At 71.5% G+C, this 21028-nt stretch carries 19 protein-coding genes; 13 read left to right on the top strand and 6 right to left on the bottom strand.

The features are described 5' to 3' along the window. The first annotated feature begins 20 nt into the window (after nucleotides 1-20). Together rpsO and pnp are read left to right on the top strand one after the other, a co-directional pair. Entirely contained in the window at nucleotides 21-290 is a 270-nt protein-coding gene (rpsO, locus tag ACRYJK_RS10890; RefSeq protein WP_482667610.1) for a 30S ribosomal protein S15, read from the top strand. 191 nt (nucleotides 291-481) lie between these two features. After that, entirely contained in the window at nucleotides 482-2896 is a 2415-nt protein-coding gene (pnp, locus tag ACRYJK_RS10885) for a polyribonucleotide nucleotidyltransferase (RefSeq protein ID WP_482667609.1), read from the top strand. Nucleotides 2897-3081: 185 nt separating this feature from the next. On the opposite strand, the gene ACRYJK_RS10880 is transcribed toward pnp, so the two are convergent. Genes ACRYJK_RS10880 through ACRYJK_RS10865 form a run of 4 tightly spaced genes read right to left on the bottom strand, consistent with a single transcriptional unit; the run spans nucleotide 3082 to nucleotide 8653 of the window. Further along, the gene (locus tag ACRYJK_RS10880; RefSeq protein ID WP_482667608.1) at nucleotides 3082-6519 is read right to left on the bottom strand and encodes a chromosome segregation SMC family protein; all 3438 of its coding nucleotides are present in this window, start codon (nucleotides 6517-6519) and stop codon (nucleotides 3082-3084) included. Nucleotides 6520-6560: 41 nt separating this feature from the next. After that, nucleotides 6561-7310, bottom strand: a complete 750-nt coding sequence (locus ACRYJK_RS10875; protein ID WP_482667607.1) for a thioredoxin domain-containing protein — start codon at nucleotides 7308-7310, stop codon at nucleotides 6561-6563. A 30-nt stretch (nucleotides 7311-7340) separates the two neighbouring features. Further along, complete coding sequence (locus ACRYJK_RS10870) at nucleotides 7341-8060, bottom strand: DsbA family protein (protein WP_482667606.1); 720 nt, start codon at nucleotides 8058-8060, stop codon at nucleotides 7341-7343. A 2-nt stretch (nucleotides 8061-8062) separates the two neighbouring features. Then, the gene (locus ACRYJK_RS10865; protein ID WP_482667605.1) at nucleotides 8063-8653 is read right to left on the bottom strand and encodes a DUF721 domain-containing protein; all 591 of its coding nucleotides are present in this window, start codon (nucleotides 8651-8653) and stop codon (nucleotides 8063-8065) included. Nucleotides 8654-8679: 26 nt separating this feature from the next. On the opposite strand from ACRYJK_RS10865, the gene ACRYJK_RS10860 reads away from it, so the two are divergent. The 5 genes from ACRYJK_RS10860 to ACRYJK_RS10840 are packed head-to-tail and all read left to right on the top strand — an operon-like array spanning nucleotide 8680 to nucleotide 12954. Continuing rightward, a complete protein-coding gene (locus tag ACRYJK_RS10860) occupies nucleotides 8680-9744 on the top strand; it encodes an A/G-specific adenine glycosylase (protein WP_482667604.1) in 1065 nt (354 codons plus the stop codon). Further along, on the top strand, nucleotides 9737-11092 hold the full coding sequence (locus ACRYJK_RS10855; protein ID WP_482667603.1) for a serine hydrolase domain-containing protein: 1356 nt from the start codon (nucleotides 9737-9739) through the stop codon (nucleotides 11090-11092). Before ACRYJK_RS10860 ends, ACRYJK_RS10855 begins: the two co-directional genes overlap by 8 nt. 5 nt (nucleotides 11093-11097) lie before the next feature. Then, the gene (gene nudC, locus ACRYJK_RS10850) at nucleotides 11098-11979 is read left to right on the top strand and encodes an NAD(+) diphosphatase (protein WP_482667602.1); all 882 of its coding nucleotides are present in this window, start codon (nucleotides 11098-11100) and stop codon (nucleotides 11977-11979) included. Beyond that, entirely contained in the window at nucleotides 11976-12395 is a 420-nt protein-coding gene (gene rbfA, locus ACRYJK_RS10845; protein ID WP_482667601.1) for a 30S ribosome-binding factor RbfA, read from the top strand. Before nudC ends, rbfA begins: the two co-directional genes overlap by 4 nt. Nucleotides 12396-12429: 34 nt before the next feature. Next, the gene (locus ACRYJK_RS10840; protein ID WP_482667600.1) at nucleotides 12430-12954 is read left to right on the top strand and encodes a DUF4402 domain-containing protein; all 525 of its coding nucleotides are present in this window, start codon (nucleotides 12430-12432) and stop codon (nucleotides 12952-12954) included. A gap of 57 nt (nucleotides 12955-13011) precedes the next feature. On the opposite strand, the gene ACRYJK_RS10835 is transcribed toward ACRYJK_RS10840, so the two are convergent. Further along, entirely contained in the window at nucleotides 13012-13725 is a 714-nt protein-coding gene (locus tag ACRYJK_RS10835; RefSeq protein ID WP_482667599.1) for a hypothetical protein, read from the bottom strand. A gap of 263 nt (nucleotides 13726-13988) precedes the next feature. Here ACRYJK_RS10835 and ACRYJK_RS10830 point away from each other — a divergent pair, with 263 nt between their 5' ends. The 5 genes from ACRYJK_RS10830 to ACRYJK_RS10810 all read left to right on the top strand — a co-directional run bounded on the left by ACRYJK_RS10830 (nucleotide 13989) and on the right by ACRYJK_RS10810 (nucleotide 19208). Next, the gene (locus ACRYJK_RS10830) at nucleotides 13989-14435 is read left to right on the top strand and encodes a DUF3576 domain-containing protein (protein WP_482667598.1); all 447 of its coding nucleotides are present in this window, start codon (nucleotides 13989-13991) and stop codon (nucleotides 14433-14435) included. An 18-nt stretch (nucleotides 14436-14453) separates the two neighbouring features. Then, nucleotides 14454-17051 (top strand): leucine--tRNA ligase, encoded by a 2598-nt coding sequence (gene leuS, locus ACRYJK_RS10825; protein WP_482667597.1) that lies wholly within the window; start codon nucleotides 14454-14456, stop codon nucleotides 17049-17051. Next, complete coding sequence (lptE, locus tag ACRYJK_RS10820) at nucleotides 17048-17569, top strand: LPS assembly lipoprotein LptE (RefSeq protein WP_482667596.1); 522 nt, start codon at nucleotides 17048-17050, stop codon at nucleotides 17567-17569. The genes leuS and lptE overlap by 4 nt, the downstream gene beginning before the upstream one ends. Before the next feature lie 8 nt (nucleotides 17570-17577). Then, entirely contained in the window at nucleotides 17578-18597 is a 1020-nt protein-coding gene (gene holA / locus ACRYJK_RS10815; RefSeq protein WP_482667595.1) for a DNA polymerase III subunit delta, read from the top strand. 89 nt (nucleotides 18598-18686) lie between these two features. Then, a complete protein-coding gene (locus ACRYJK_RS10810; protein ID WP_482667594.1) occupies nucleotides 18687-19208 on the top strand; it encodes a sterol desaturase family protein in 522 nt (173 codons plus the stop codon). Nucleotides 19209-19212: 4 nt separating this feature from the next. Here ACRYJK_RS10810 and ACRYJK_RS10805 read toward each other — a convergent pair whose 3' ends face one another. After that, nucleotides 19213-20040, bottom strand: coding sequence for a hypothetical protein (locus ACRYJK_RS10805; protein ID WP_482667593.1), 828 nt, complete (start codon nucleotides 20038-20040; stop codon nucleotides 19213-19215). Between the two features lie 102 nt (nucleotides 20041-20142). Between ACRYJK_RS10805 and ACRYJK_RS10800 the strand changes: the two genes are divergently transcribed. Beyond that, nucleotides 20143-20949 (top strand): universal stress protein, encoded by an 807-nt coding sequence (locus ACRYJK_RS10800; protein ID WP_482667592.1) that lies wholly within the window; start codon nucleotides 20143-20145, stop codon nucleotides 20947-20949. Nucleotides 20950-21028: the final 79 nt, after the last annotated feature.

Below are 21028 nucleotides of genomic sequence, written 5' to 3'. Positions count from 1 at the left end.
GCGATACCGTGGGAAATGACATGTCGATTACCGCCGAACGCAAGGCCGAGCTGATCCAGGACAATGCGCGCGCCAGCAACGATACGGGCTCGCCCGAGGTGCAGGTCGCGATCCTCACCGATCGCATCAACACGCTGACCGAGCATTTCAAGCTGCACCACAAGGACAACCACTCGCGCCGTGGCCTCCTGATGATGGTCAACAAGCGTCGCGCGTTGCTCGACTACCTCCGCAAGAAGGACGAAGGCCGCTACCAGGCGCTGATCGCCAAGCTCGGCCTCCGCAAGTAAGAGTTCACGTCGGCGCCCCTCGCGGGCGCCGATTTGCATGGCGCCAACGCGCGCATGACCGGCATCCGACCGCATCCGGCGGCGGGGCCAAGGGGCACCCATCAGGCCCCGAACCGCCGCGGGCCGGCTTGCCCGCGACCAAGAAGAGGCCCCGGCATCGCAATAGGGCGGCCGGGTGACATTATATGAGCATGTTCGACACCAAGACCGTCTCGATCGAATGGGGCGGCAAGACGCTGACGCTGGAAACGGGCCGCGTCGCCCGCCAGGCCGACGGCGCGGTGCTCGCCACTTATGGCGAGACGGTGGTGCTGTGCGCGGTGACCGCCGCGCGCTCGGTCAAGGAAGGGCAGGACTTCTTTCCGCTGACCGTCCACTATCAGGAAAAATTCTCGGCCGCGGGGCGCATCCCCGGCGGCTTTTTCAAGCGTGAGCGCGGCGCGACCGAAAAGGAAACGCTGACCAGCCGCCTGATCGACCGTCCGGTGCGCCCGCTGTTCCCGGAAGGTTTCTACAACGAGATCAACGTCATCGCCCAAGTGATGAGCTATGACGGTGAGACCGAGCCCGACATCGTCGCGATGATCGCCGCTTCGGCTGCGCTGACCATCTCGGGCGTGCCGTTCATGGGCCCGATCGGTGCCGCGCGCGTCGGCTTCAAGGACGGTGAGTACCAGCTCAACCCGTCGCTCAGCGAAGTCGCCGACGGCCGCCTCGACCTCGTCGTCGCCGCTACGCAGGACGCGGTGATGATGGTCGAGTCCGAGGCCAAGGAGCTGACCGAAGAGGAAATGCTCGGCGGCGTGATGTTCGCGCACAACGAGATCCGCAAGGTCATCGGCGCGATCATCGACCTCGCGGAGCAGGCCGCGAAGGACCCGTGGGAGCTCGCCCCGGTCGCGGACAAGTCGGCGGCGCTCGACGAGCTGCGCGGCGTCATCGGCGACGACATCGCCGCGGCCTACCGCCTTACCAACAAGTCGGAGCGGCAGAACGCGATCAACGCTGCGCGCACCAAAGCGCGCGAGCATTATGCGACGCTGCAGGCGGAAAATCCGAGCGAGTATCTCGGCAAGCTGAAGCTCGTGAAGACGCTCGAGAGCGACATCGTGCGCAAGGCGATCCTCAAGGACGGCCAGCGCATCGATGGGCGTTCGACGACGCAGGTGCGCCCGATCGAAGCGATGGTCGGCTTCCTGCCGCGCACCCACGGTTCGTCGCTGTTCACCCGCGGCGAAACGCAGGCGATCTGCACCACCACGCTCGGCACCAAGGACGCCGAGCAGATGATCGATGGCCTCGACGGGCTCAGCTACTCGCGCTTCATGCTGCACTATAACTTCCCGCCCTATTCGGTCGGTGAAGTGGGCCGCTTCGGTGCGCCGGGTCGGCGTGAGGTCGGCCACGGCAAGCTCGCGTGGCGCGCGCTCAACCCCGTGCTGCCGACGCATGACGAGTTTCCCTACACCATCCGCGTCCTGTCCGACATCACCGAGTCGAACGGTTCGTCGTCGATGGCGACGGTGTGCGGCGGCTGCCTCAGCATGATGGACGCCGGCGTGCCGATCGCGCGCCCGGTGTCGGGCATCGCCATGGGCCTGATCCTCGAGGGCGAGGAGTTCACCGTGCTCAGCGACATCCTCGGCGACGAGGATCACCTCGGCGACATGGATTTCAAGGTGGCCGGCACCAGCGAGGGCATCACCTCGCTGCAGATGGACATCAAGGTCGCGGGCATCACCGAAGCCATCATGCGCCAGGCGCTCGACCAGGCGAAGGAAGGCCGCGCCCATATCCTCGGCGAAATGGCCAAGGCGCTGGGCGAAGCACGCACCGAACTGTCGGCGCACGCCCCGCGCATCGAAACGATGCAGATCGACAAGTCGAAGATTCGCGACGTGATCGGCACCGGCGGGAAGGTCATCCGCGAAATCGTCGCGCAGACCGGCGCCAAGGTCGACATCGACGATGAAGGTCTGATCAAGGTCTCCTCGTCCGATCTCAAACAGATCGAAGCGGCGATGAACTGGATCAAGGGCATCGTCGAGGAGCCGGAGATCGGCAAGATCTACAACGGCAAGGTTGTCAACATCGTCGACTTCGGCGCGTTCGTGAACTTCATGGGCGGCAAGGACGGGCTCGTCCACGTCTCGGAAATGCGCAACGAGCGCGTCGAGAAGGTAGCCGACGTCGTCAGCGAAGGCCAGGACGTGAAGGTCAAGGTGCTCGAGATCGATCCGCGCGGCAAGGTGCGGCTGTCGATGCGCGTGGTCGACCAGGAAACCGGCGAAGAGCTGCCCGACACCCGCCCCCCGCGCGAACCGCGTGAAGGCGGCGACCGGGGCCCGCGCGGCGACCGTGGTGAAGGTCGCGGCGACCGTGGCGGCCGCGACCGCGACGACCGCGGCCCGCGCCGCCGTCCGGGCTCGGACCGGGGTGGCGAGCGTGGTGATCGCGGTGGCGACCGCGGCCCGCGCCGCGACCGCGACGATGATCGTGGTGGGGATCGCGGCGGCGAGCGTGGTGAACGTCGCCCGCGCGAAGACCGCGACGGTGGCGAACCCACCGGCGGCGACGCGCTGCCGGGCTTCATCACCGGCGAGTGACGCTCCAGCGCAGGCTGAAATGACGAGGGCGGCGGGGCAACCCGCTGCCCTTTTCGCATCCGCGCCGTCCGGTCCTCGTCCCCCTCCCGGTTATACTGAACTCGTTGCAGCATCTAGAGGTGGCACGCGCCGCATGGACCCTGAACAAGTTCAGGGTGACGAAATGAGCGGTCGGGAGTGCGGCCCTACGCCGCCGCGTAACTCTCCGCGGTTTGCAGGTCGACCGACACCAGCCGGCTGACCCCGCGCTCGATCATGGTGACGCCGAACAGGCGGTGCATGCGGCTCATCGTCACCGCGTTGTGGGTGACGATAAGGTAGCGGGTCGCGGTCTCCGCGCTCATCGCGTCGAGGAGGTCGCAGAAGCGTTCGACATTGGCGTCGTCGAGCGGGGCGTCGACCTCGTCCAGCACGCAGATCGGTGCCGGCGCGGTGAGGAACAGCGCGAACACCAGCGCCAGCGCGGTCAATGCCTGTTCGCCCCCCGACAACAGGCTCAACGACGCGAGCTTCTTGCCTGGCGGCTGCGCCATGATCTCCAGCCCCGCCTCGAGCGGATCGTCGCTTTCGGTGAGCGCGAGATGCGCGGCGCCGCCCTCGAACAATCGCGCGAACAGCGCGCGGAAGTGGCGGTCGACCTCTTCGAACGCGCTCAACAGCCGCGCGCGCCCCTCGCGGTTGAGATGGCCGATCGAACCGCGCAGCTTGGCGACCGCGGTGTCGAGCTCGTCGACCTCGCTCACCAGCCGGGCGTGTTCGGCGACAACCTCCTCAAGCTCGGCCGCGGCGATCAGGTTGACGGGGCCGAGCCGCTCGCGCTCGCCAAGCAGGCGGTCGTGCGCCGCCGATGCCTCCGCCGCGGTGCCGACGCGGGCCTCCTCGAACGCGAACTTGGTCGGGAGCAGTGGTGGCGGTGCCTGGAACCGTTCGCCGGCAATGCGCGAGGTTTCGATGCGCCGCGCCTCCGCCGCTTCCGCGCGCGCGACCGCGCCCGCGCGCGCCTCGCGGGCTGCCGACATCGCTTCCCCCGCCTGCTCACGCGCGCGGTCCGCGGCGGCGAGCCGAGCGGCGGCATCGCGTTCGGCGGCGATGGCCTCCGCCAACGCCGCAGCGGTCGTGCCGCCCGCGCCCTCGGCTTGGGCGATGGCGGTGTCGAGTGCGATCGGGCGCTCGGCTAGCTGGGCGCGTTCGTCGGCGATGGCGCTGGAGCGCGCCGCAGCCGCTGCGAGCCGGCGCGCGGCCTCCCCCGCGCGGGATTGCCAGCCGCTCCTCTCTGCCTTCGCGGTGGCGAGTCGTTCGCGCGCCGCCGCGCCCTCGCGCTCAACCGCCGCAAGCGCATCGTGGGCGCGGACCGCGTCGCCGCGCGCCGCTTCGGCCGCGCGCTCGGCGTCGTAGAGCGCCGCGCGGGCATCGTCCGCCGGCGCGAGCGCAGCGCGCGCCTGCTCCGCCTCGGCCAGCGCCGCTTCGGCCTGTGCCGCGCGCTGTGTCAGGGCGTCGAGCCGTGCGGCATCGTCGCGGCGCCGCGCGTCTGCCCGCTCGGCCTCCCCCTCCGCGCGATCGAGCGCGCGTTGCGCGGCGCGCAGCGTATCGCCCGCGCCTGCCATCGCCGCGCGCGCGAGGCGACGCGCATCCTGCGCCGCCTGTTCACTCGCGCGCGTTTCGCCGAGCGTCTGCCTGGCAGCATCGCGGTCGCGGCGTACGCGTTCCACCTCGCCGCCGAGTTCATCGCGGCGCCGTGCGCGTTGCAGCGCGGCGGCGGTTGCGGCGGCGGCGCTGCCCGCCCCGCGCACCAGCCCGTCCCATCGCCGCACGCGCCCATGGCGGGTGACGAGCATCTGCCCCGGCGCGAGCGGGGTATCGTCGTGGCGGTCGACCAGTCCGATCTGTGCCAGCCGTCGCGCCAGCGCCTTCGCCCCGCGCGCATGGTTGGCGAGCGGGGTGGCGCCGGGCGGGAGCGCGGGGTCACCCGGGCGGGGCGCGGCGCCGTGCCAGCCATCGCCCTCCCCCGCCGCGGCCGGCGTGTCGAGATCGGAACCGAGCGCCGCCGCCAGCGCACGCTCATAGCCCGCGTCGACGCGCAGCGCGGCGCTGATCGGCGGCGCGGCGCGTGCGGGGCCGCGATCCGCCTGCGCCAGCGTCTGCGCCTCAGCCTCCAGCGCGGCGAGCGTCGCGCGGATTGCGGCTTCGGACTGAGCCGCCTCCGCATGAACGAGTGCCGCCGCGTCGGCCGCCGCATCCGCCTGTTGCAGCGCAGCTTCGCAATCGGTCGCGTCACGCTGCGCGGCTTCGAGCGCATCGCGGGCCCCCCGCGCTTCGACTGCGACCCGCGCCGGGTCGGGCAGCGCCGCAAGCGTATCGGCGAGCGACGCGCGTTCGCGGGCGATGCGGTCGTGCTCGGTGCGGGCGGCGGCGATTGCAGCGTCGGCAATGCGCTGGTCGGCGTCGATCTGCGCCGCGGCGGCGCGCGCCTCGGCAAGCCGCAGCTCCGCCGCCCGCTGCGCCTCCACGCTCGTCTGCACCGCCGCCTGCGCCGGGGCGAGCGCGGTGCGATGATCGGCCAGCGCGCGTTCCTCCTGCGCGATGGCGGGATCGAGCCGCGCGAGCGCGCTCGCGGCCTCCTGCGTCAACGCATCTTCCGCGGCGCGTTCGGCAGCGATGCGCCCCGCCTCCGCCGTCAGTGCGTCGAGCTGCCGCGCCAGCGCCTCGCGCTCGCTGCGCAGCCGGGTGAGCGCCAATGCATGACCCTGCTCCTCGGCGCGGAGCGTTGCCAGCCGGTCGCGCGCCGCCGCGCTGTCGCCCGCCGCCTCACCCTGCGCAGCGACTGCGGCTTCGAGCGTCGCCTGTGTCTCCGTCACCCGGGCCTCGGCGTCGCGGGCGGTCGCCTGAGTCGCGTCCGCTTCAACCGCGGCGTCGCGCCAGCGGGCGTAGAGCATCACCGCCTCCGCCTGCCGGATCGCGTTGGAGAGCGTGCGGTAGCGTTCGGCGGCGCGCGCCTGACGCCGCAGCGCCTGCGCACGACGGTCGAGATCGCCCGCCACCTCACGCAGACGATCGAGGTTGGCGGCGGTGGCGCGCAGCTTGATCTCCGCCTCGCGCCGGCGGACGTGCAGCCCGGCGATGCCCGCCGCTTCCTCGAGCAGCGCGCGGCGTTCGGCGGGCTTGGCGTTGACGATGGCGGCGACGCGGCCCTGGCCGACCATCGCCGGGCTGTGCGCGCCGGTGGCGGCGTCCGCGAACAGCAGCGCCACGTCGCGCGCGCGCACGTCGCGACCGTTGAGGCGATAGGCGCTCCCCGCGCCGCGCCCGATCCGGCGGACGACCTCCAGCGCGCCGATGTCGTCGGTGCCGGGAATGCGCGCGCCTTCGCTATCGCCCGACAGCGTCACTTCGGCGAAGTCGCGCGCCGGGCGGCGGTCGGTACCGGCGAAGATGACATCGTCCATGCCGCCGCCGCGCAGCGACTTGGCGCTCCCCTCCCCCATCACCCAGCGCAGCGCTTCGGTGAGGTTGGATTTGCCGCAGCCGTTGGGGCCGACGATGCCGGTCAACCCCGGTTCGATCAGCAGCTCGACGGGTTCGACGAAGCTCTTGAAGCCCGCTAGGCGCAGGCGTTCGATCCGCATCGACGCCCGCCCCGCCCGCTATGCGCCCGCCGTCGCGACGGTCAGCTCGACGCGGCGACGAGCGCCTCGCGCAGCTTGTCCCAGGTGCCGACGCCTTGCAGCGTCTCGCCGTCGAGGACGAACGTCGGCGTACCCTGAATCTGATACTGCTGGGCACCGCGGCTGGTCGCTTCCTGCCAGCGTTCGACCTTGGCCTGATCGCTGAGGCACTGGTTGACTTGCTGCGCCGGGATGCCGCGTGCCGCAAAGAATCGGTCGATGCCGAGCGCACTGGCGAGCGCCGCCATCCGCTCGCCCTCGGGCCGGGCCATCGCCGCCTGCGCATTGGCTCCGCCCGCCTGCAGCCCCTCGATCAGCTCCCCTTGCGAGGCAAAGATGTTCTCGAGCAGTGCCACGCCGCGTTGCGGACCCACGCAGTCGACGACGGTAGCGATCAGCATGTCCGGGCCGTTCAGCGCGAACGGCCGAATTTCCCAACTGGCCTTGCCGGTGTCGATGAATTCGCGCTTAAACGGCTCCGAGCCCTGCATCGAGAACTCCGCGCAGTGGCTGCACGTCGGCGACGCAAATTCCACCACCTTTAGTCGCGCGTTGGGATCGCCAATCAGGAACCCGTCGCGAGTCGCCGTCACACGCGACGACAGCGCATTACCTGCGGGCGCAGCCGCCGCGCCGCCGTTGACGTTTGCGGTGGTGGTGCTGGTTGTCGTCGTGTTGCTCGCCCCCTCCTTGCACGCGGTCAGCGCGAAGGTGGCGGCGATGAGCGAGAGGGTGGCGGCGGTGCGGTTCACAGATAACCTTTCGATGGAAAATGCGTGGCGTCAGCGGCGACGTTCGGGCGCGGCGAGCGTGCGGTCGAGCGCTGGGCGCAACGCGCTCCAGTCATGCACGCCGGGAAGGACGCTGCGATTGATCGCAAACATCGGCGTCGAGGTGACGCCCGCGTCCGCGGTCGCCGCCGACAGCGCGACGACGCGTTCCTGAAAGGCGCGGTCGGCATAGCAGCGCTCGATCGCCGCCGGGGGTGTCCCCCGCGCGCGCAGCCAGGCGGTGATGCCGGTGTCGTCGGCGATGCGCTTCAGCCGCGCTTCGGCCGGCGTCGCGCGCCAGGCCTCGAGCGTCGCCGCGGGCAGCGCGCGCAGGCGGGTGAGCACCGCCGGCGCCTCCCCCATCATCGCTTCGTGGCGTGCGGCAAAGCCGGTCGGCGGGCCGCAGTTGGTGGCGATGACCATCGCGAAATCGACCGGATCGCGCACCACATGCTGCACCTCGACCGCGACGCGACCGGGCGTCACATAGCCCGATTTGATGAGCGGCGACGTTTCGCGCGCGAACATCTGGCAGTGCCCGCAGGTGTAGCTGACATATTCGGTCAGCGTGACCGGCGCCTCCGCACGGCCCTGCCGGTGGCCGGGGAGGTGCGCGGGCAGCGACGGCGCGCTCGCGGTCGGCGCGCTGGCGGGGGCCTGCGCCGCGGCGGGTGCGCTCGACCCGAGCGCTGCCGCTGCGGCGTAGAGGATGGAGGAGGACAGCTTGCTCATCGTCAGCGGATTTTAGGTACGTCGGCGCGCTTGGCAAGGCTCGCCCCCAACGCCTCCAGCACGGCGCGCAGTTCGGGGTCGGCGATGCGCGAAAGTTCGGGCTTGGGCGCGCTCGGCGCCGGAGCGGCGGTGGTGCGGGGCGCGGGCGGCGCGGCGCGCTGCGGGGCGGCCCCGGCGGGGAGGTGCGCTGCGGCGACGATCTTGACCCGCGCGACGGCGGCATAGCCGAAAAAGCGGTTGGCCCGATCGACGATGTCGGGGAGGAGATGCTGGACCATCGGGCCGTGCGCCCCCATCACCGCCAGCGTCAGCGTACCGTCGCGCTTCTCCCCCACCGGGAAGCGCAGCGATTGCGGGCGGGTGACGCGGGCGAGGCGGGCGCCGACGATCTCGTCCCAGCGGGTGACGAGCGCGCTCTGGACGAAGCCGAACTTGCGAAAGGCGGTGCCGCTGACCGCGGGAAGCAGGTCGACGATCGCGCGCGCCTCGCCGCCGCGCGGGCGTTCGGGCGGGGGCGCCGCGGCCGCATCGGCGCGCTTGCGCGGGGCGCGGCGGCGCGGGGTCGCGGGGGGAGGCGTATCGAGCTTGCGCACGGCGGCTCCCATGCCATAGCGCGGCGATGGCCGTCGAGCCGCTTCATGACTCCGACGCCGCGGCGTTCGACCGCGCGCAGGCGCTGCTCGACTGGTATGACGCGCATGCCCGCGCGCTGCCCTGGCGCGCCGCACCCGGCGGGGGCGCGCATCCCGACCCCTACGCCGTGTGGCTGTCGGAGGTGATGCTGCAGCAGACGACGGTCGCGGCGGTGCGGCCGCGCTTCGAGCGGTTCCTGGCGCGCTGGCCGACGCTCGCCGATCTCGCCGCGGCGGACGAGGCCGACGTGCTCTCCGAATGGGCGGGGCTCGGCTATTATGCGCGGGCGCGCAACCTCATCGCCTGCGCGCGGGCGGTGGTGGCGGAACATGGCGGCGCATTCCCGCAGGACTATGCGAGCCTGCGCGCGCTGCCGGGCTTGGGCGACTACACCGCAGCGGCGATCGCGGCGATCGCCTTCGAGGCGCCGGGAGCGATCCCGCTCGACGCCAACCTCGCCCGCGTCGGCGCGCGGCTCGACGTGATCGCGGAGCCGATGCCCGGCGCGATGCGCGTCATCCGCGAAGGCTATGCGCGCTGGTGGCCGGCGGCACGGGGCGGCGACGTGGCGCAGGCGCTGATGGACGTGGGCTCGCAGATCTGCACCGTGCGTGGCCCCCGTTGCCTCCTCTGCCCGCTGCGGCCCGGCTGCCGCGCCGCCGCGCTGGGCGTGGCCGAACAGCTGCCGGTGAAGCCCGCCAAGCGCCCCCGTCGCGTGCTGACCGGCTGGGCCGCGGTGGCATTGCGGGACGATGCGCTGTGGCTGGTCACGCGTCCGGAGAAGGGCTTGCTCGGCGGCATGCGCGCGCTGCCGGGGAGCGGGTGGGAGGCGACGATGCCGGCGCTCCCTGCCGAAGCGCGGCCGCTGGGGGTGGTGACGCATCTGTTCACGCACATCGCGCTCGACCTCCACATCGTCGGGGTGGACGCGCCGCCGCCGGGCGAGGGGGTGTGGTGGCCGCTCGCGGAGCTTGACGCGGCCGGGCTGCCGACGCTCTATCGCCGGGCGGTGGCGCTCGCCCTGCGCCATGGAGATTCCCCCGATGCCTGACGCAGCACTCATCGCCGATCGCCGCCGTTTCCTGCAGATGGCGCTGGCGGGCGGCGCGGTCGGCCTGCTGCCCGGCTGCGCGGCGGCGATGACCGAAGCGCCGCGCGCATCGCAAGCGCTGCCGCTGCCGGCGAGCTTCCCCAACCTCGATCAATTTCTGGCGCAGTTCGTGCGCTCCAACCGCTTGCCGGGCGTCGTCGCGAGCATCGGCGCAGGGGTCGCGCCGCCGCGCATCCTCGCGCACGGGCGCGCCGCGATGGACAGCCGCGTGGCCGTCGATGGCGACACGCTGTGGCGGCTGTATTCGATGACGAAGCCGGTTACCGGCATCGCTGCGATGATGTTGATCGACCGCGGGCGGCTCACTCTGGACACGCCGATCGCGGACGTCCTGCCGGCGTTTCGCGACATGCGCGTGCTGGCGAGCGCGGATGCGCCGCTCGACCGGACGGTCCCGCTGGCTCGGCCGATCACGGTGCGCCATCTCCTCACCCACACCGCCGGGCTTGGCTACGGCATTGCGGGCGCGCGGCCGATCGATCGCGCCTGGCAGGAGCGTGGGCTCGTGCCGGCGCAGGTGTCGAAGCTCAGCCTGCCGGGGCGGCCCAATATCCGCACCATCGGCCCGCTGGCGCGCTGGGCGGATGAGGTCGCGAAGCTGCCGCTGCTGGCGCAGCCCGGCACGCGGTGGAGCTATTCCGCCTCGCTCGACCTGCTCGGGCGGGTGATCGAGGTGGTGAGCGGGCGCGCGTTCGACCGCTTCCTCGCCGACGAAATCTTTGGCCCACTGGGCATGCGCAGCACGTCGTTCCGCGTCGCGCCCGCTGACCGTGCGCGATTCGTCACCGCCTATGCCCCGCTCGGCGGCGTGCTGATGCCGGTCGATCCGGCGAGCGACAGTATCTATTCGGACGCGCCGTCCTTCCCCTTTGGCGGGGCGGGGCTGGTGTCGAGCGCACGCGACTATGACCGTTTCCTGATGATGCTGGCGGGGCACGGCGCAATCGGTCGCACGCGCATCCTCAGCGACCGTACCGCGCGGCTGGCCATGTCCGACCTGCTGGCCGAAGGCACCGACACGCGCGCGACCTTCGTTGCGGGGCAAGGCTTTGGCGCGGGCGGACGCGTCAGCCGGGCGGGCGCGCCGGAGGGGGCGGGCGTGTTCGGCTGGGCCGGCGCGGCGGGAACGATCGCCTTTGTCGATCCCAACCGCGGGCTGCGGTTCGGCGCCTACGCCAACTATCTCCCCGCCGAAGCCTATGATTTCCAGCGCCGCGCGCCGGAGATGCTGCTCGCCGACCTCGCCGGACGCCCGGTCGCGACGCCGGCCGCTGCGGCGCGCCGCTGAGCGTCATGGCTCCGCCCGCCGCGCTGACCGGGTCGCGCATCGACCGCGCAGACCCGTGGCGCACCGACCCTGCGCGATTGGACGAGGCGATGGCGTCGCTGTCGGCGCGGCTGCTGCGGCTCGAACACTTCCTCGATCCGGTCGACGACGGCTTCGGCGCGCTCGCGTGGGGGTCGCTGGCGGAGGCCGAGCCCGGCGCCGAGCTCATCTTTCTAGGGCTGGAGGATGGCAAGCCGCGCTTCGTCGCGGTGCCGCCCGCGGGGGTGCCGGTCGATGCGCGATCGCGCATGGCAATGACCACGCTCGCCGCGCTCGCCCCCGGTCAGGCCGCGACCTACGCCACCGCGCGCAGCCTGGTCGACTGGCACGCGCGGCACCGTCACTGCGCCATGTGCGGCGGGCCGACGCAGCTCGCGAAGGGCGGCTGGCAGCGTGACTGCACGGCCTGCGCGGCGCAGCATTTCCCCCGCACCGACCCGGTGGTGATCATGCTCGCGCAGCATGGCGATGCGGTGCTGGTCGGGCGCCAGCCGGGCTGGCCGCGCGGGCGTTATTCGGCGCTCGCCGGATACGTCGAGCCGGGCGAATCGATCGAGGACGCGGTCGCGCGCGAGCTGTTCGAAGAAGCGGGGGTGCGCGCCAGCAGCGTGCGTTACGTCGCGAGCCAGCCCTGGCCCTTCCCCTCGCAACTGATGATCGCCTGCATGGCCGAGGTGGACGCGCGCGAGCTGACCATCGACACGACCGAGCTCGAACATGCTATGTGGGTGACGCGCGACGATGTGCGGGCGGCGCTGGCGGGGGAGGCAACCGCGCGCTTCATCGCCCCGCCGCCGATGGCCATCGCGCATCATCTGCTGATCCACTGGACGGGCGAAGACGATTGAACAGGCACAAGAATGAAGGCCCGTCGGTGCGGCTGCTGCGCGTGGGCGAACAGGTGCGCCACGTGCTCGCCGAACTGTTGCAGCGCGGCGAGGTGCACGACCCGGTGCTCGCCAGCCACCCGGTGAGCGTGACCGAAGTGCGCATGTCGCCCGACCTCCGCCACGCAACGGTGTTCGTCAAATCGCTGCTCGGCCGCGACGAGGGCGAGGTACTGACCGCGCTGAGGCAAAACACCGCCTTCCTCCAACGCGAGGTCGCGCACCGCGTGCGGCAGAAATATGCGGCCAAGCTCAAATTCCTCGTCGACGAAAGTTTCGATGAGGCCGGGCATATCGACACGCTGCTGCGCGCGCCGCACGTCGCGCAGGATCTGGCGCACGATGCCGACGAAACGGACGAGGCCGGCGAACGCTAACGCGCGATTTACCATGACGGGTTAAGGCGGGAGCGTGGCTTACCGCGCGCTCTTCGCCCTCCTGCTCGTGTTGCTCGGCGGTCGTGCCGAGGCACAGGCGAACACGTGCCTGCTCTGCGCGGCGCCGCGGGCGGGGGGCGATGGAGACGCGCGCGAAGAGCGGCGCGAGCAGCCGCTGCGGATCGACATAGTCACCGACCTCGACTTTGCCCGCGTGCTGGCGGCGGGGCGCGGCGGGGCGCTGCACCTGCGCGCAGACGGCGGCGGCACGGTGGAGGGCGACGTGCGCCCGATCGGAGCGGGGGGCTTCACCGCGCGGGTGGCGGTCAGCGGAACGCCGGGGCGGATCGTCCGCATCGAACTCCCCGAACGCATCGCGCTGCGATCCCCCAGCGGACGCGAGGCGGAAGTGAGCGAGCTCGCTTCATCGGTGCCGCTGGTGACGCGACTCGGCTCGGACGGGCGGCTCGATTTCGCGCTAGGCGGCCGACTGCGTATCGAACCGGGGGTCGAAGGCGCGTTTCGCGGCAACATCCGCATCAACGTCAGCTACGAATAGCGGGCGAGCGCCGATTGGCCGGAGCAATGACGGCGCGGCGCCACCCGTGCGCTGGTGTCAGAAGCGGAACTGCGTCCCCACGAACACCGCCTGGCTGTCCTGGCGGGTGTCGGTAATCGGCGCCAGCCGCTCATCCTCGCGCCGCAGACGGACCCCGGCGGTAAGGTCGATGTTGCGCGTCAGGCGATAGCTGCCGGTGACGTCCACCTCGACGGGGCGCTCGGCGTCGAGCGTGCGACCGGGCCGCGAGCGCGTTGCGGCGGGCTGCGTCACGTCGAGATCGCCACCGAAGCGCGACGGGCGCTGCGTCGGATCGACCGGGCGGCGCACCTGCGGCAGGGTCGCGATGTCGACGTTGGTCGTGCGGTCGATGTCCGGCGCGGTGAAGCGGGTGAAGCCGACCGCGCTGCCGAGACGATAGCTGACCGGCGCGATGTTGATCGCCGGGGAGGACGGGGCGGTAACGCGCGCGGTCGCGGCGACGGCGGGCATCGTGCTTGCCGCCGACCGCATCGGGATGGCGCGGCTGACCAGCGTCACTTCGCGATTGGGAACGCGCGACAGCGCCGGCGTGAAGCTGAAACTGCGCCGCGCTTCGTTGGAGATGGCGGCATAGCGCGCGAGCAGGGCCGGCTCGCCCTTGGCCGGCGTGAAGCGCCCGGCGAGCGCTGCGATGGCCGCGTCCCGGCTGATCGAATCGCGCGCGCTGGCGCCGGCAGCGGCGGCCGGCACGACCACCAGCGCCGCGGCCGTCAGGGCGGTCGCACCCATCAAGGTCCAGGCACGGGCAGAAATCATGCGGCGGGAACGCTCCGACTCCGAATTTCGATGCACGTCATATCGCGCTTTCGACCCCTTTTTCCAGCGTGCCAGAGTCGTTTAGCCCGCCACTGTTGCGCGCTTGCATCGGCAGCGGTCGCCGCGACGCGCAGACGATAGCGCGCATGGCGGTTTCGCGTCGGCTTGCCCGCCTCCTCACTCGCTCCTAAAGCGGCGCTTCGATTGAACTGATCGCCGATTTTTCGAGGATGTCCATGACCCGTCCGATCCCGGCCCTTTCGCTCACGCTCGCCGCGGTTTCGCTGGCCGTCCTGCCCGGTTGCGCCGGACGCCGCGGCCCGTCGCGCGCCGACCTCGCCGCGAGCCAGGTGACCACGATCGGCGTCAACGCCTATCTCTGGCGCGCGAGCCTCGATGCGCTGTCGTTTGCGCCGTTGGTGCAGGCCGATGCCAACGGCGGCGTGATCGTCACCGACTGGTATGCCAACCCCGCCAACCCGGGCGAGCGCGTCAAGCTGACCGTCGCCATCCTCGACCGCGATTTGCGCGCGGATGCGCTGCGCGTGTCGGGGGCGCGGCAGGTGGCGCAGAATGGCGCGTGGGTCGATGCCCCGCTCGCCGCGGCGACGGTGCAGCGGGTGGAGGAGATCATCCTCACCAAGGCGCGCGACCTGCGTCGCGTCGCCGGCACCGGTCGCTGACGCGGGAGCCCCTCCGCCATGACCAGCGCTGACATGAGCGCGGACGGCGGCGCCAGCCACGCCGCGTCCGGCTTCGACCCCGCGCGCATCGACGCCGCGGCGCAGGCCAAGTGGGCCGCAGCGGACTGCTTCAACGCCGACCGCCACCCCGACCGGCCCAAGGCCTATATCCTCGAGATGTTCCCCTACCCATCGGGGCGCATCCACGTCGGCCACGTCCGCAACTATGCGATGGGCGACGTGCTCGCGCGCTACAAGGCGGCGAGCGGCCACGCGGTGCTGCACCCGATGGGCTGGGACGCGTTCGGCATGCCCGCCGAAAACGCGGCGATGGAAAAGGGCGTTCACCCCGGCGGCTGGACCCGCGACAATATCGCGGCGATGCGCGCGCAGCTCAAACGGCTCGGTCTCGCGATCGACTGGAGCCGCGAGTTCGCCACCTGCGAGCCTGAATATTACGGGCACGAACAGGCGCTGTTCCTCGACCTCTATGAGGCGGGGCTGGTCACGCGGCGCGAAAGCTACGTCAACTGGGACCCCGTCGACATGACCGTGCTCGCCAACGAGCAGGTGATCGATGGCAAGGGCTGGCGCTCGGGCGCGCCGGTCGAGCGGCGCAAGCTCAGCCAGTGGTTCCTCAAGATCACCGATTTCGCCGACGAGCTGCTGGAGGGGCTGGGTAGCCTCGAGCATTGGCCGGACAAGGTGCGGCTGATGCAGGAAAACTGGATCGGCAAGAGCCAGGGACTCGAATTCCGCTTCGCCTTCCCCGCCGGCTCGGCGCCGATTGCGGGCGAGGATGGCGTGGCGGTGTTCACGACGCGCCCCGACACGCTGTTCGGCGCAAGCTTCGTCGCGGTGGCGCCCGATCATCCGATTGCCGAGGCGATGGCGGCGAACTCGCCGCGGCTCGCCGACTTCATCGCCGAATGCCGCGCGATGGGGACCGCGCAGGCGGAGCTCGATACGGCGGAGAAGCGCGGGTTCGATACCGGCCTCACCGTTCAGCATCCGCTCGACCCCGACCATCATCTGCCGGTCTGGGTCGTCAACTATGTGCTGATGGATTACGGCACCGGCGCGATCTTTGGCTGCCCGGCGCACGACCAGCGCGACCTCGATTTCGCGCGCGCCTACGAACTGCCGGTGGTGCGCGTGGTCGCCGATGGTGACGAGACCGCCGCCCGCTTCGACGGGGACGAGGCGTTCACCGGCGGGGGCGTCATCGTCAACTCGCGCTTCCTCGACGGGATGAGCATCGACGGCGCCAAGGCCGCGGTCATCGCCAAGGCGGAGGCCGAGGGCTGGGGCGAAGGGCGCACCGTCTGGCGGCTGCGCGACTGGGGCGTTTCGCGCCAGCGTTATTGGGGCACGCCGATCCCGATGATCCGCTGCGAACGCTGCGGCATCGTGCCGGTGCCGCGCGAATCGCTGCCCGTGGTGCTGCCCGAGGACGTCAGTTTCGACCGCCCGGGCAACCCGCTCGACCGCCATCCGACCTGGCGCGACGTCGATTGCCCGACATGCGGCGCGGCCGCGAGTCGCGAGACCGACACGCTCGACACCTTCGTCGATTCGTCCTGGTATTTCCTGCGCTTTGCCAGCCAGCCCGCGGACAAGCCGTTCGACCCGGCGGAAATCGCGCGTTGGCTGCCCGTCGATCAATATATCGGCGGGGTGGAGCATGCGATCCTCCACCTCCTCTACGCGCGCTTCTGGACCCGCGCGCTCGCCCGCGTCGGCCGGATCGAGCTCAAGGAGCCGTTCCGCCAGCTGTTCACGCAGGGGATGGTCACCCACGAGACCTACGCGCTGCGGGAGAGCCCCGATGCGCTGCCGCTGTGGCTGTCGCCCGAGGAAGTCGAGCGGACCGGCAGCAGCGCGACGCATCGCGAAACCGGCGCCCCGGTCGAGGTCGGCCGCGTCGTCAAAATGTCCAAGTCGAAGAAGAATGTCGTCGACCCGGACGCGATCATCACCCGCTATGGCGCCGACGCGGTGCGCTGGTTCGTGCTGAGCGATTCGCCCCCCGAACGCGACCTCGTCTGGTCGGAGGCGGGAATCGAGGGCGCAGGCCGCTTCATGCGGCGGCTGTGGCGGCTGATCGAGGGCGCAGCGGCGCACCCCGGCGCGACCGACATTGCCGACGTCGATCTCGCCAAGGCCATCGCGCGCGCCACCCATGGCGTCGCCGAGGACATCGAGGCGTTGTCGTTCAACAAGGCGATCGCCCGCCTCCACGACCTCGCCAATCGCGTCGAGAAGGCGCCCGACGGCCCGGCCAAGGCCGCTGCGGTGCGCGCGATGCTGCCGCTGGTCGCGCCGATGGCGCCGCACCTTGCTGAAGCCGGGTGGGAACTGCTCGGCGGCGAAGGGCTGATCGCCGACGCTTTTTGGCCAACTTACGACCCCGCGCTGCTGGTCGACGATCAGGTGACGATCGCGGTGCAGGTGATGGGCAAGCTCAGGGACACGATTGCCCTCCCGCGCGACGCCGACAAGGCAGCGATGGAAGCGGCGGCGCTTGCGTCGGAGAAGGTGCAGCGCCTGCTCGAGGGCAAGGTGCCGCAGCGGGTCATCGCTGTCCCCGGCCGCCTGGTGAACATCGTCCTGTGACCCGCCGTTTCGCCCTCGTCCTTGCTTTCGCGATCCCCGCGCTGCCGCTGGGTGGGTGCGGGCTGACGCCGCTTTATGCGGGCGGCACGGGCGGGCGGATCGCGTCGACGCTGCGGAGCATTTCGGTCGATCCGATCGAGGGCGAATCCGGGTGGATCGTGCGCGATGCGCTGCGCCAGCGGCTCGCCGCGGCGGGGGCGGGGGTGCGCGACAGCGGCGCGCAATATCGCCTCGTCGTGCGGCTCGACGACCGCATCACCGGCTTCGGCGTCCGGCTCGACGACACGGTCAGCCGTGAACGCCGCACGCTGCGCGCGCGCTACCAACTGGTCGACGCGGCGACCGGCGAAACGTTGCTCGATGCGACAAGCGGGTCGGACGCGGGCATCGACGTGGTCGGCAGCGAATATGCCACCATCGCTGCCGAACGCACGGCGCTCGAACGGCTGGCGGAGGTGCTCGCCGGACAGGTGGTGGCGCGCGTCGCCGCCTACGCCGCGGCCACACCGGCCCGCTGAGGCGCGGCGTGGCGCTCAAATCCTACGAGCTCAAGGATCAGCTGACCCGCCCCGACCCCAAGGTGCGGCTCTATGTCTTCGCCGGCCCCGACGAAGCGGGGTCTCGCAAGCTCATGGCGACGCGCGTCGCCGCGCTCGGCGACGGGGCGGAGTGCGTCGACCTGTCGCCGGCGCAGCTCAAGGACGACCCGGCGCGACTTGGCGACGAGGCAGCCGCGCTGTCGCTGTTCGGCGGCGGCCCGCGCTGGATCCGCGTGCACCTCACCTCTGGCGGGGGCGATGATCTGGTGGCGGCGGCGACCGCGCTCCTCGAACTGCCCGCGGCGGAGCATCCGGTGATGGTCGTGGGCGGCGGGCTGACCGCCAAATCGGCACTGGTGAAGCTCGCCGACGCGCATCCGGCAGCGCTGGCGATCATCAGCTTCGTGCCCGAAGGCGGCAACGCCCGCCGCGCGCTCGACGATGTGGCGCGCGACTGCGGCGTGCGACTCGGCTCCGGCGTCGCGCAGGCGTTGATCGCGGCGAGCCGCGGCGACCGCGACGTGATGGCGCGCGAGCTCGAGAAAGTGGCGCTGTATCTCGGCGACGGCGGCGAGGTGACGCTCGCCGACTGGGAGGCGATCGGTGCGGAGACGCCCGGCGCGGCGGGGGATGCGCTGGTCGACGCGGTGATGGGCGGTGAGGTCAAGCGCCTCCCCGCCGCGCTCGCCGCCGCCGACGCGACGGGGGAGCTCGGCATCGGCCTGCTGCGCGCGCTCGGGCGACGCGCGATGCTGTTGGCGGAGGCGCGCGTGGCGGTCGAGCGCGGCGCCGACCCCGAACGCGCGGTGCGCGACATCCGCCTGCCCCCGGCGATGAAACGCGGGCTCGAACGCCAGATCGGTCGCTGGGACGCGGCGTCGCTGGCCCGGCTGGTCGAGCGAGTGCTCGATACCGAACATGCGATGAAAGCCGACAGCCGCCTCGCCGAGCTGACGCTGCGCGCCGAACTGACGGAAATCGCCCGCACCGCCGCACGACGGCGTTAGGAGGCTCTGCCGCGGTGGTAACGGCCGCCGCCCCGCACCGCCCACCAACCCGCTTCCCCCGCTCCCCGCGCGCGCCTATATTCGCGCGCGTGAGCAGCCTTCTCCTCCCCGCGCTCGTCATCGTCGCCACCATCGCCGTGATGGAGGGCGTCGCCTGGGCGAGCCACAAATATATCATGCACGGCTGGGGCTGGGGCTGGCATCGTGACCATCACGAACGCCACGACGGGGTGTTTGAAAAGAACGACCTCTACGCCGTTGTCGGCGCGGCAATGAGCATCGCGATGTTCGTGTGGGGCAGCGAATGGGTGCTGGGGAGCCGCGCTTGGCCGCCGGCGACCTGGATCGCGCTCGGCATCCTTGGCTACGGCATCCTCTATACGCTCGCGCACGACGGGCTGGTGCATCAACGCTATTTCCGCTGGGTGCCGAAGTCGGGCTACGCCAAGCGGCTGGTGCAGGCGCACAAGCTGCACCACGCCACCGCCAGCAAGGAAGGCGGGGTAAGTTTCGGCTTCCTGATCGCCCGCGACCCTGCCGCGCTCAAGGCCGATCTCAAACGCCAGCTGGCGCGCGGTGAGGCCGTGTTGCGCGAGAGCGCGGAGGCCTGACGCTTCAGCCCGCGCCGAGCTCGCTCAGGAGAAACCAGCGTCGCCCCATCTGCGCATCGCGGTTCGACGGCAGCGCACGCTCGTCACCGCCGGGCGCGAAATCCGCCACCCGGTCGCCGGCGATGGCCATGACGCAATGGTGGCGCGCGGCGGTGGCGAACAGGTCGGCGCGGGTACGACCGGCGTAGCCGCCGGGGATCCACAGCTCGTCCCAGCGCGAGCCCGACCCCAGCCCGCTCACCTGCAGGTCGGTGAGCAGCGCGTCGGTGCGGCGCGAATCGCGGCTGGCGGTGAAGAACAGCGGTTTCGCCTCCATCCCGCGCAGTGCGTCGATCGCGCGCACGAAGCTGGCGCTGGCGGGCACGCGCGGCACGCCCTGGCCATCGTCGAGGTCGATGACCACCGCCGCCGGCTTGTCCCCGCACGGCGCAAAGCCACCCGCCGCCGAGCGGTCGATGACCGCCGACGCCTCCACCTGCCCGCCGCGCCGCGCCGCAAGCTTCAGCGCCACCTCGCGCGCGAAGCTTTCCGCGTCGATCGGTCCGCTGGCGCTACGCTCTGCGACCGGCTCTTCCGCCCTCGGCGCGGCCTCCACCGGCGGGATGTCGTTGGCGGAAGGCGCGACCGGTACGCCGCCGCTCTCGCGGACCGGTGTCGTGGCGGCCGACCGGGCGCGCGGCCCGGCTTCGCGCTCCGGGAGCGCGCGCTTGCCGATGGCGGCGCCGGCGATGATCGGCGGGATCGCGGCCGCAACGCAGCCGCTAAGCGCCATCGGCATCGACGCGAGCAGGGCGAGCGCGGCAAGGCGGTGGCATGGGCGGGTTGCGGGCATGACCGGCCTCGCTAAGCTCGCGGTTTGACCCGGGTCAAGGAACGACTTGACGCGGCGTGCATAGTCAACGGGTTAGACCCGCAGCCGCAATGGAGCCGACCGATGCGCCGTATCCTCGTCCAGGCCGACGCCTCCCCCGCCGCCGAGCAGCGGATCGCTACCGCGCTGTCGCTCGCCGAGCGGATGGACGGCGACGTCGTCGCCCTCATCGACACGCCGATGATCCGCTACATCGCGACCGACCCGTTCGGCGGCGCCTATCTCGCCAAGGAGGCGTTCGACGCGGCGCGGGAAAAGGATGAGGGGCTGGCCGAAGGGCTGCAGTCACGCTTCTCGGGCAAGCGCCTCGACGTGCAGATGAGCGAGGCGGACCCGCTGATCGCGCTGGCGGACGGTGCGCGTTTTGCGGACCTCGTCATCGTCGGGCTGGGCGGCGAGCCGGTCGCGCGCGCACATGAAGCGGCGCGACTCGCGGGCGACCTCGCTCTCGAGGCGCGCGTGCCGGTGCTGGCCCTGCCCGAAGGGGCGAACTTCGACCCGACGGGGGCGGCGGTGGTCGCCTGGAACGACAGCGCGGAAAGCGCGACGGCGATGCGCGCCGCGCTGCCTCTGCTCAAGCTCGCCAGCCGCGTCACCATCCTCAGCATCGAGAGCGAGGCGGAGCCGATCGCCACCGCGAGCGCTATCGCCTACCTCAAGGCGCACGGCGTCAACGCGGAGGTCGCGAGCCAGCGCGTCGGTGCGCGCGACGATCGCGATGCCGCGCTGGCGCAGGCGGTCGCAAGTTCGGGCGCGGGAATGCTGGTGATGGGTGCCTATGGCCGCAGTCGCCTGCGTGAGGCGCTGTTCGGCGGGGCGACGCGTCGCCTGCTCGACGATGCCCCGCTACCGCTGCTGCTCGCTCACTGACGCGGGCCGGCAAGCGAGGTCGCGCGCGCGTTCGCTCGCGGCCTCGCGCCACCAGCGACACGCCGCATCGAGCCGCCGC

It is taken from the genome of Sphingomonas sp. BLHR8 (genome assembly GCF_056821725.1).
This window is presented reverse-complemented; position numbering and strand designations above follow the sequence as displayed.

Coding starts and splice junctions, on each gene's coding strand:
- rpsO (WP_482667610.1), top strand. CDS start 21: ATGTCGATTACCGCCGAACGCAAGGCCGAGCTGATCCAGGACAATGCG.
- pnp (WP_482667609.1), top strand. CDS start 482: ATGTTCGACACCAAGACCGTCTCGATCGAATGGGGCGGCAAGACGCTG.
- ACRYJK_RS10880 (WP_482667608.1), bottom strand. CDS start 6,519: ATGCGGATCGAACGCCTGCGCCTAGCGGGCTTCAAGAGCTTCGTCGAA.
- ACRYJK_RS10870 (WP_482667606.1), bottom strand. CDS start 8,060: ATGAGCAAGCTGTCCTCCTCCATCCTCTACGCCGCAGCGGCAGCGCTC.
- ACRYJK_RS10860 (WP_482667604.1), top strand. CDS start 8,680: ATGGCCGTCGAGCCGCTTCATGACTCCGACGCCGCGGCGTTCGACCGC.
- ACRYJK_RS10855 (WP_482667603.1), top strand. CDS start 9,737: ATGCCTGACGCAGCACTCATCGCCGATCGCCGCCGTTTCCTGCAGATG.
- nudC (WP_482667602.1), top strand. CDS start 11,098: ATGGCTCCGCCCGCCGCGCTGACCGGGTCGCGCATCGACCGCGCAGAC.
- ACRYJK_RS10835 (WP_482667599.1), bottom strand. CDS start 13,725: ATGGGTGCGACCGCCCTGACGGCCGCGGCGCTGGTGGTCGTGCCGGCC.
- ACRYJK_RS10830 (WP_482667598.1), top strand. CDS start 13,989: ATGACCCGTCCGATCCCGGCCCTTTCGCTCACGCTCGCCGCGGTTTCG.
- leuS (WP_482667597.1), top strand. CDS start 14,454: ATGACCAGCGCTGACATGAGCGCGGACGGCGGCGCCAGCCACGCCGCG.
- ACRYJK_RS10805 (WP_482667593.1), bottom strand. CDS start 20,040: ATGCCCGCAACCCGCCCATGCCACCGCCTTGCCGCGCTCGCCCTGCTC.
- ACRYJK_RS10800 (WP_482667592.1), top strand. CDS start 20,143: ATGCGCCGTATCCTCGTCCAGGCCGACGCCTCCCCCGCCGCCGAGCAG.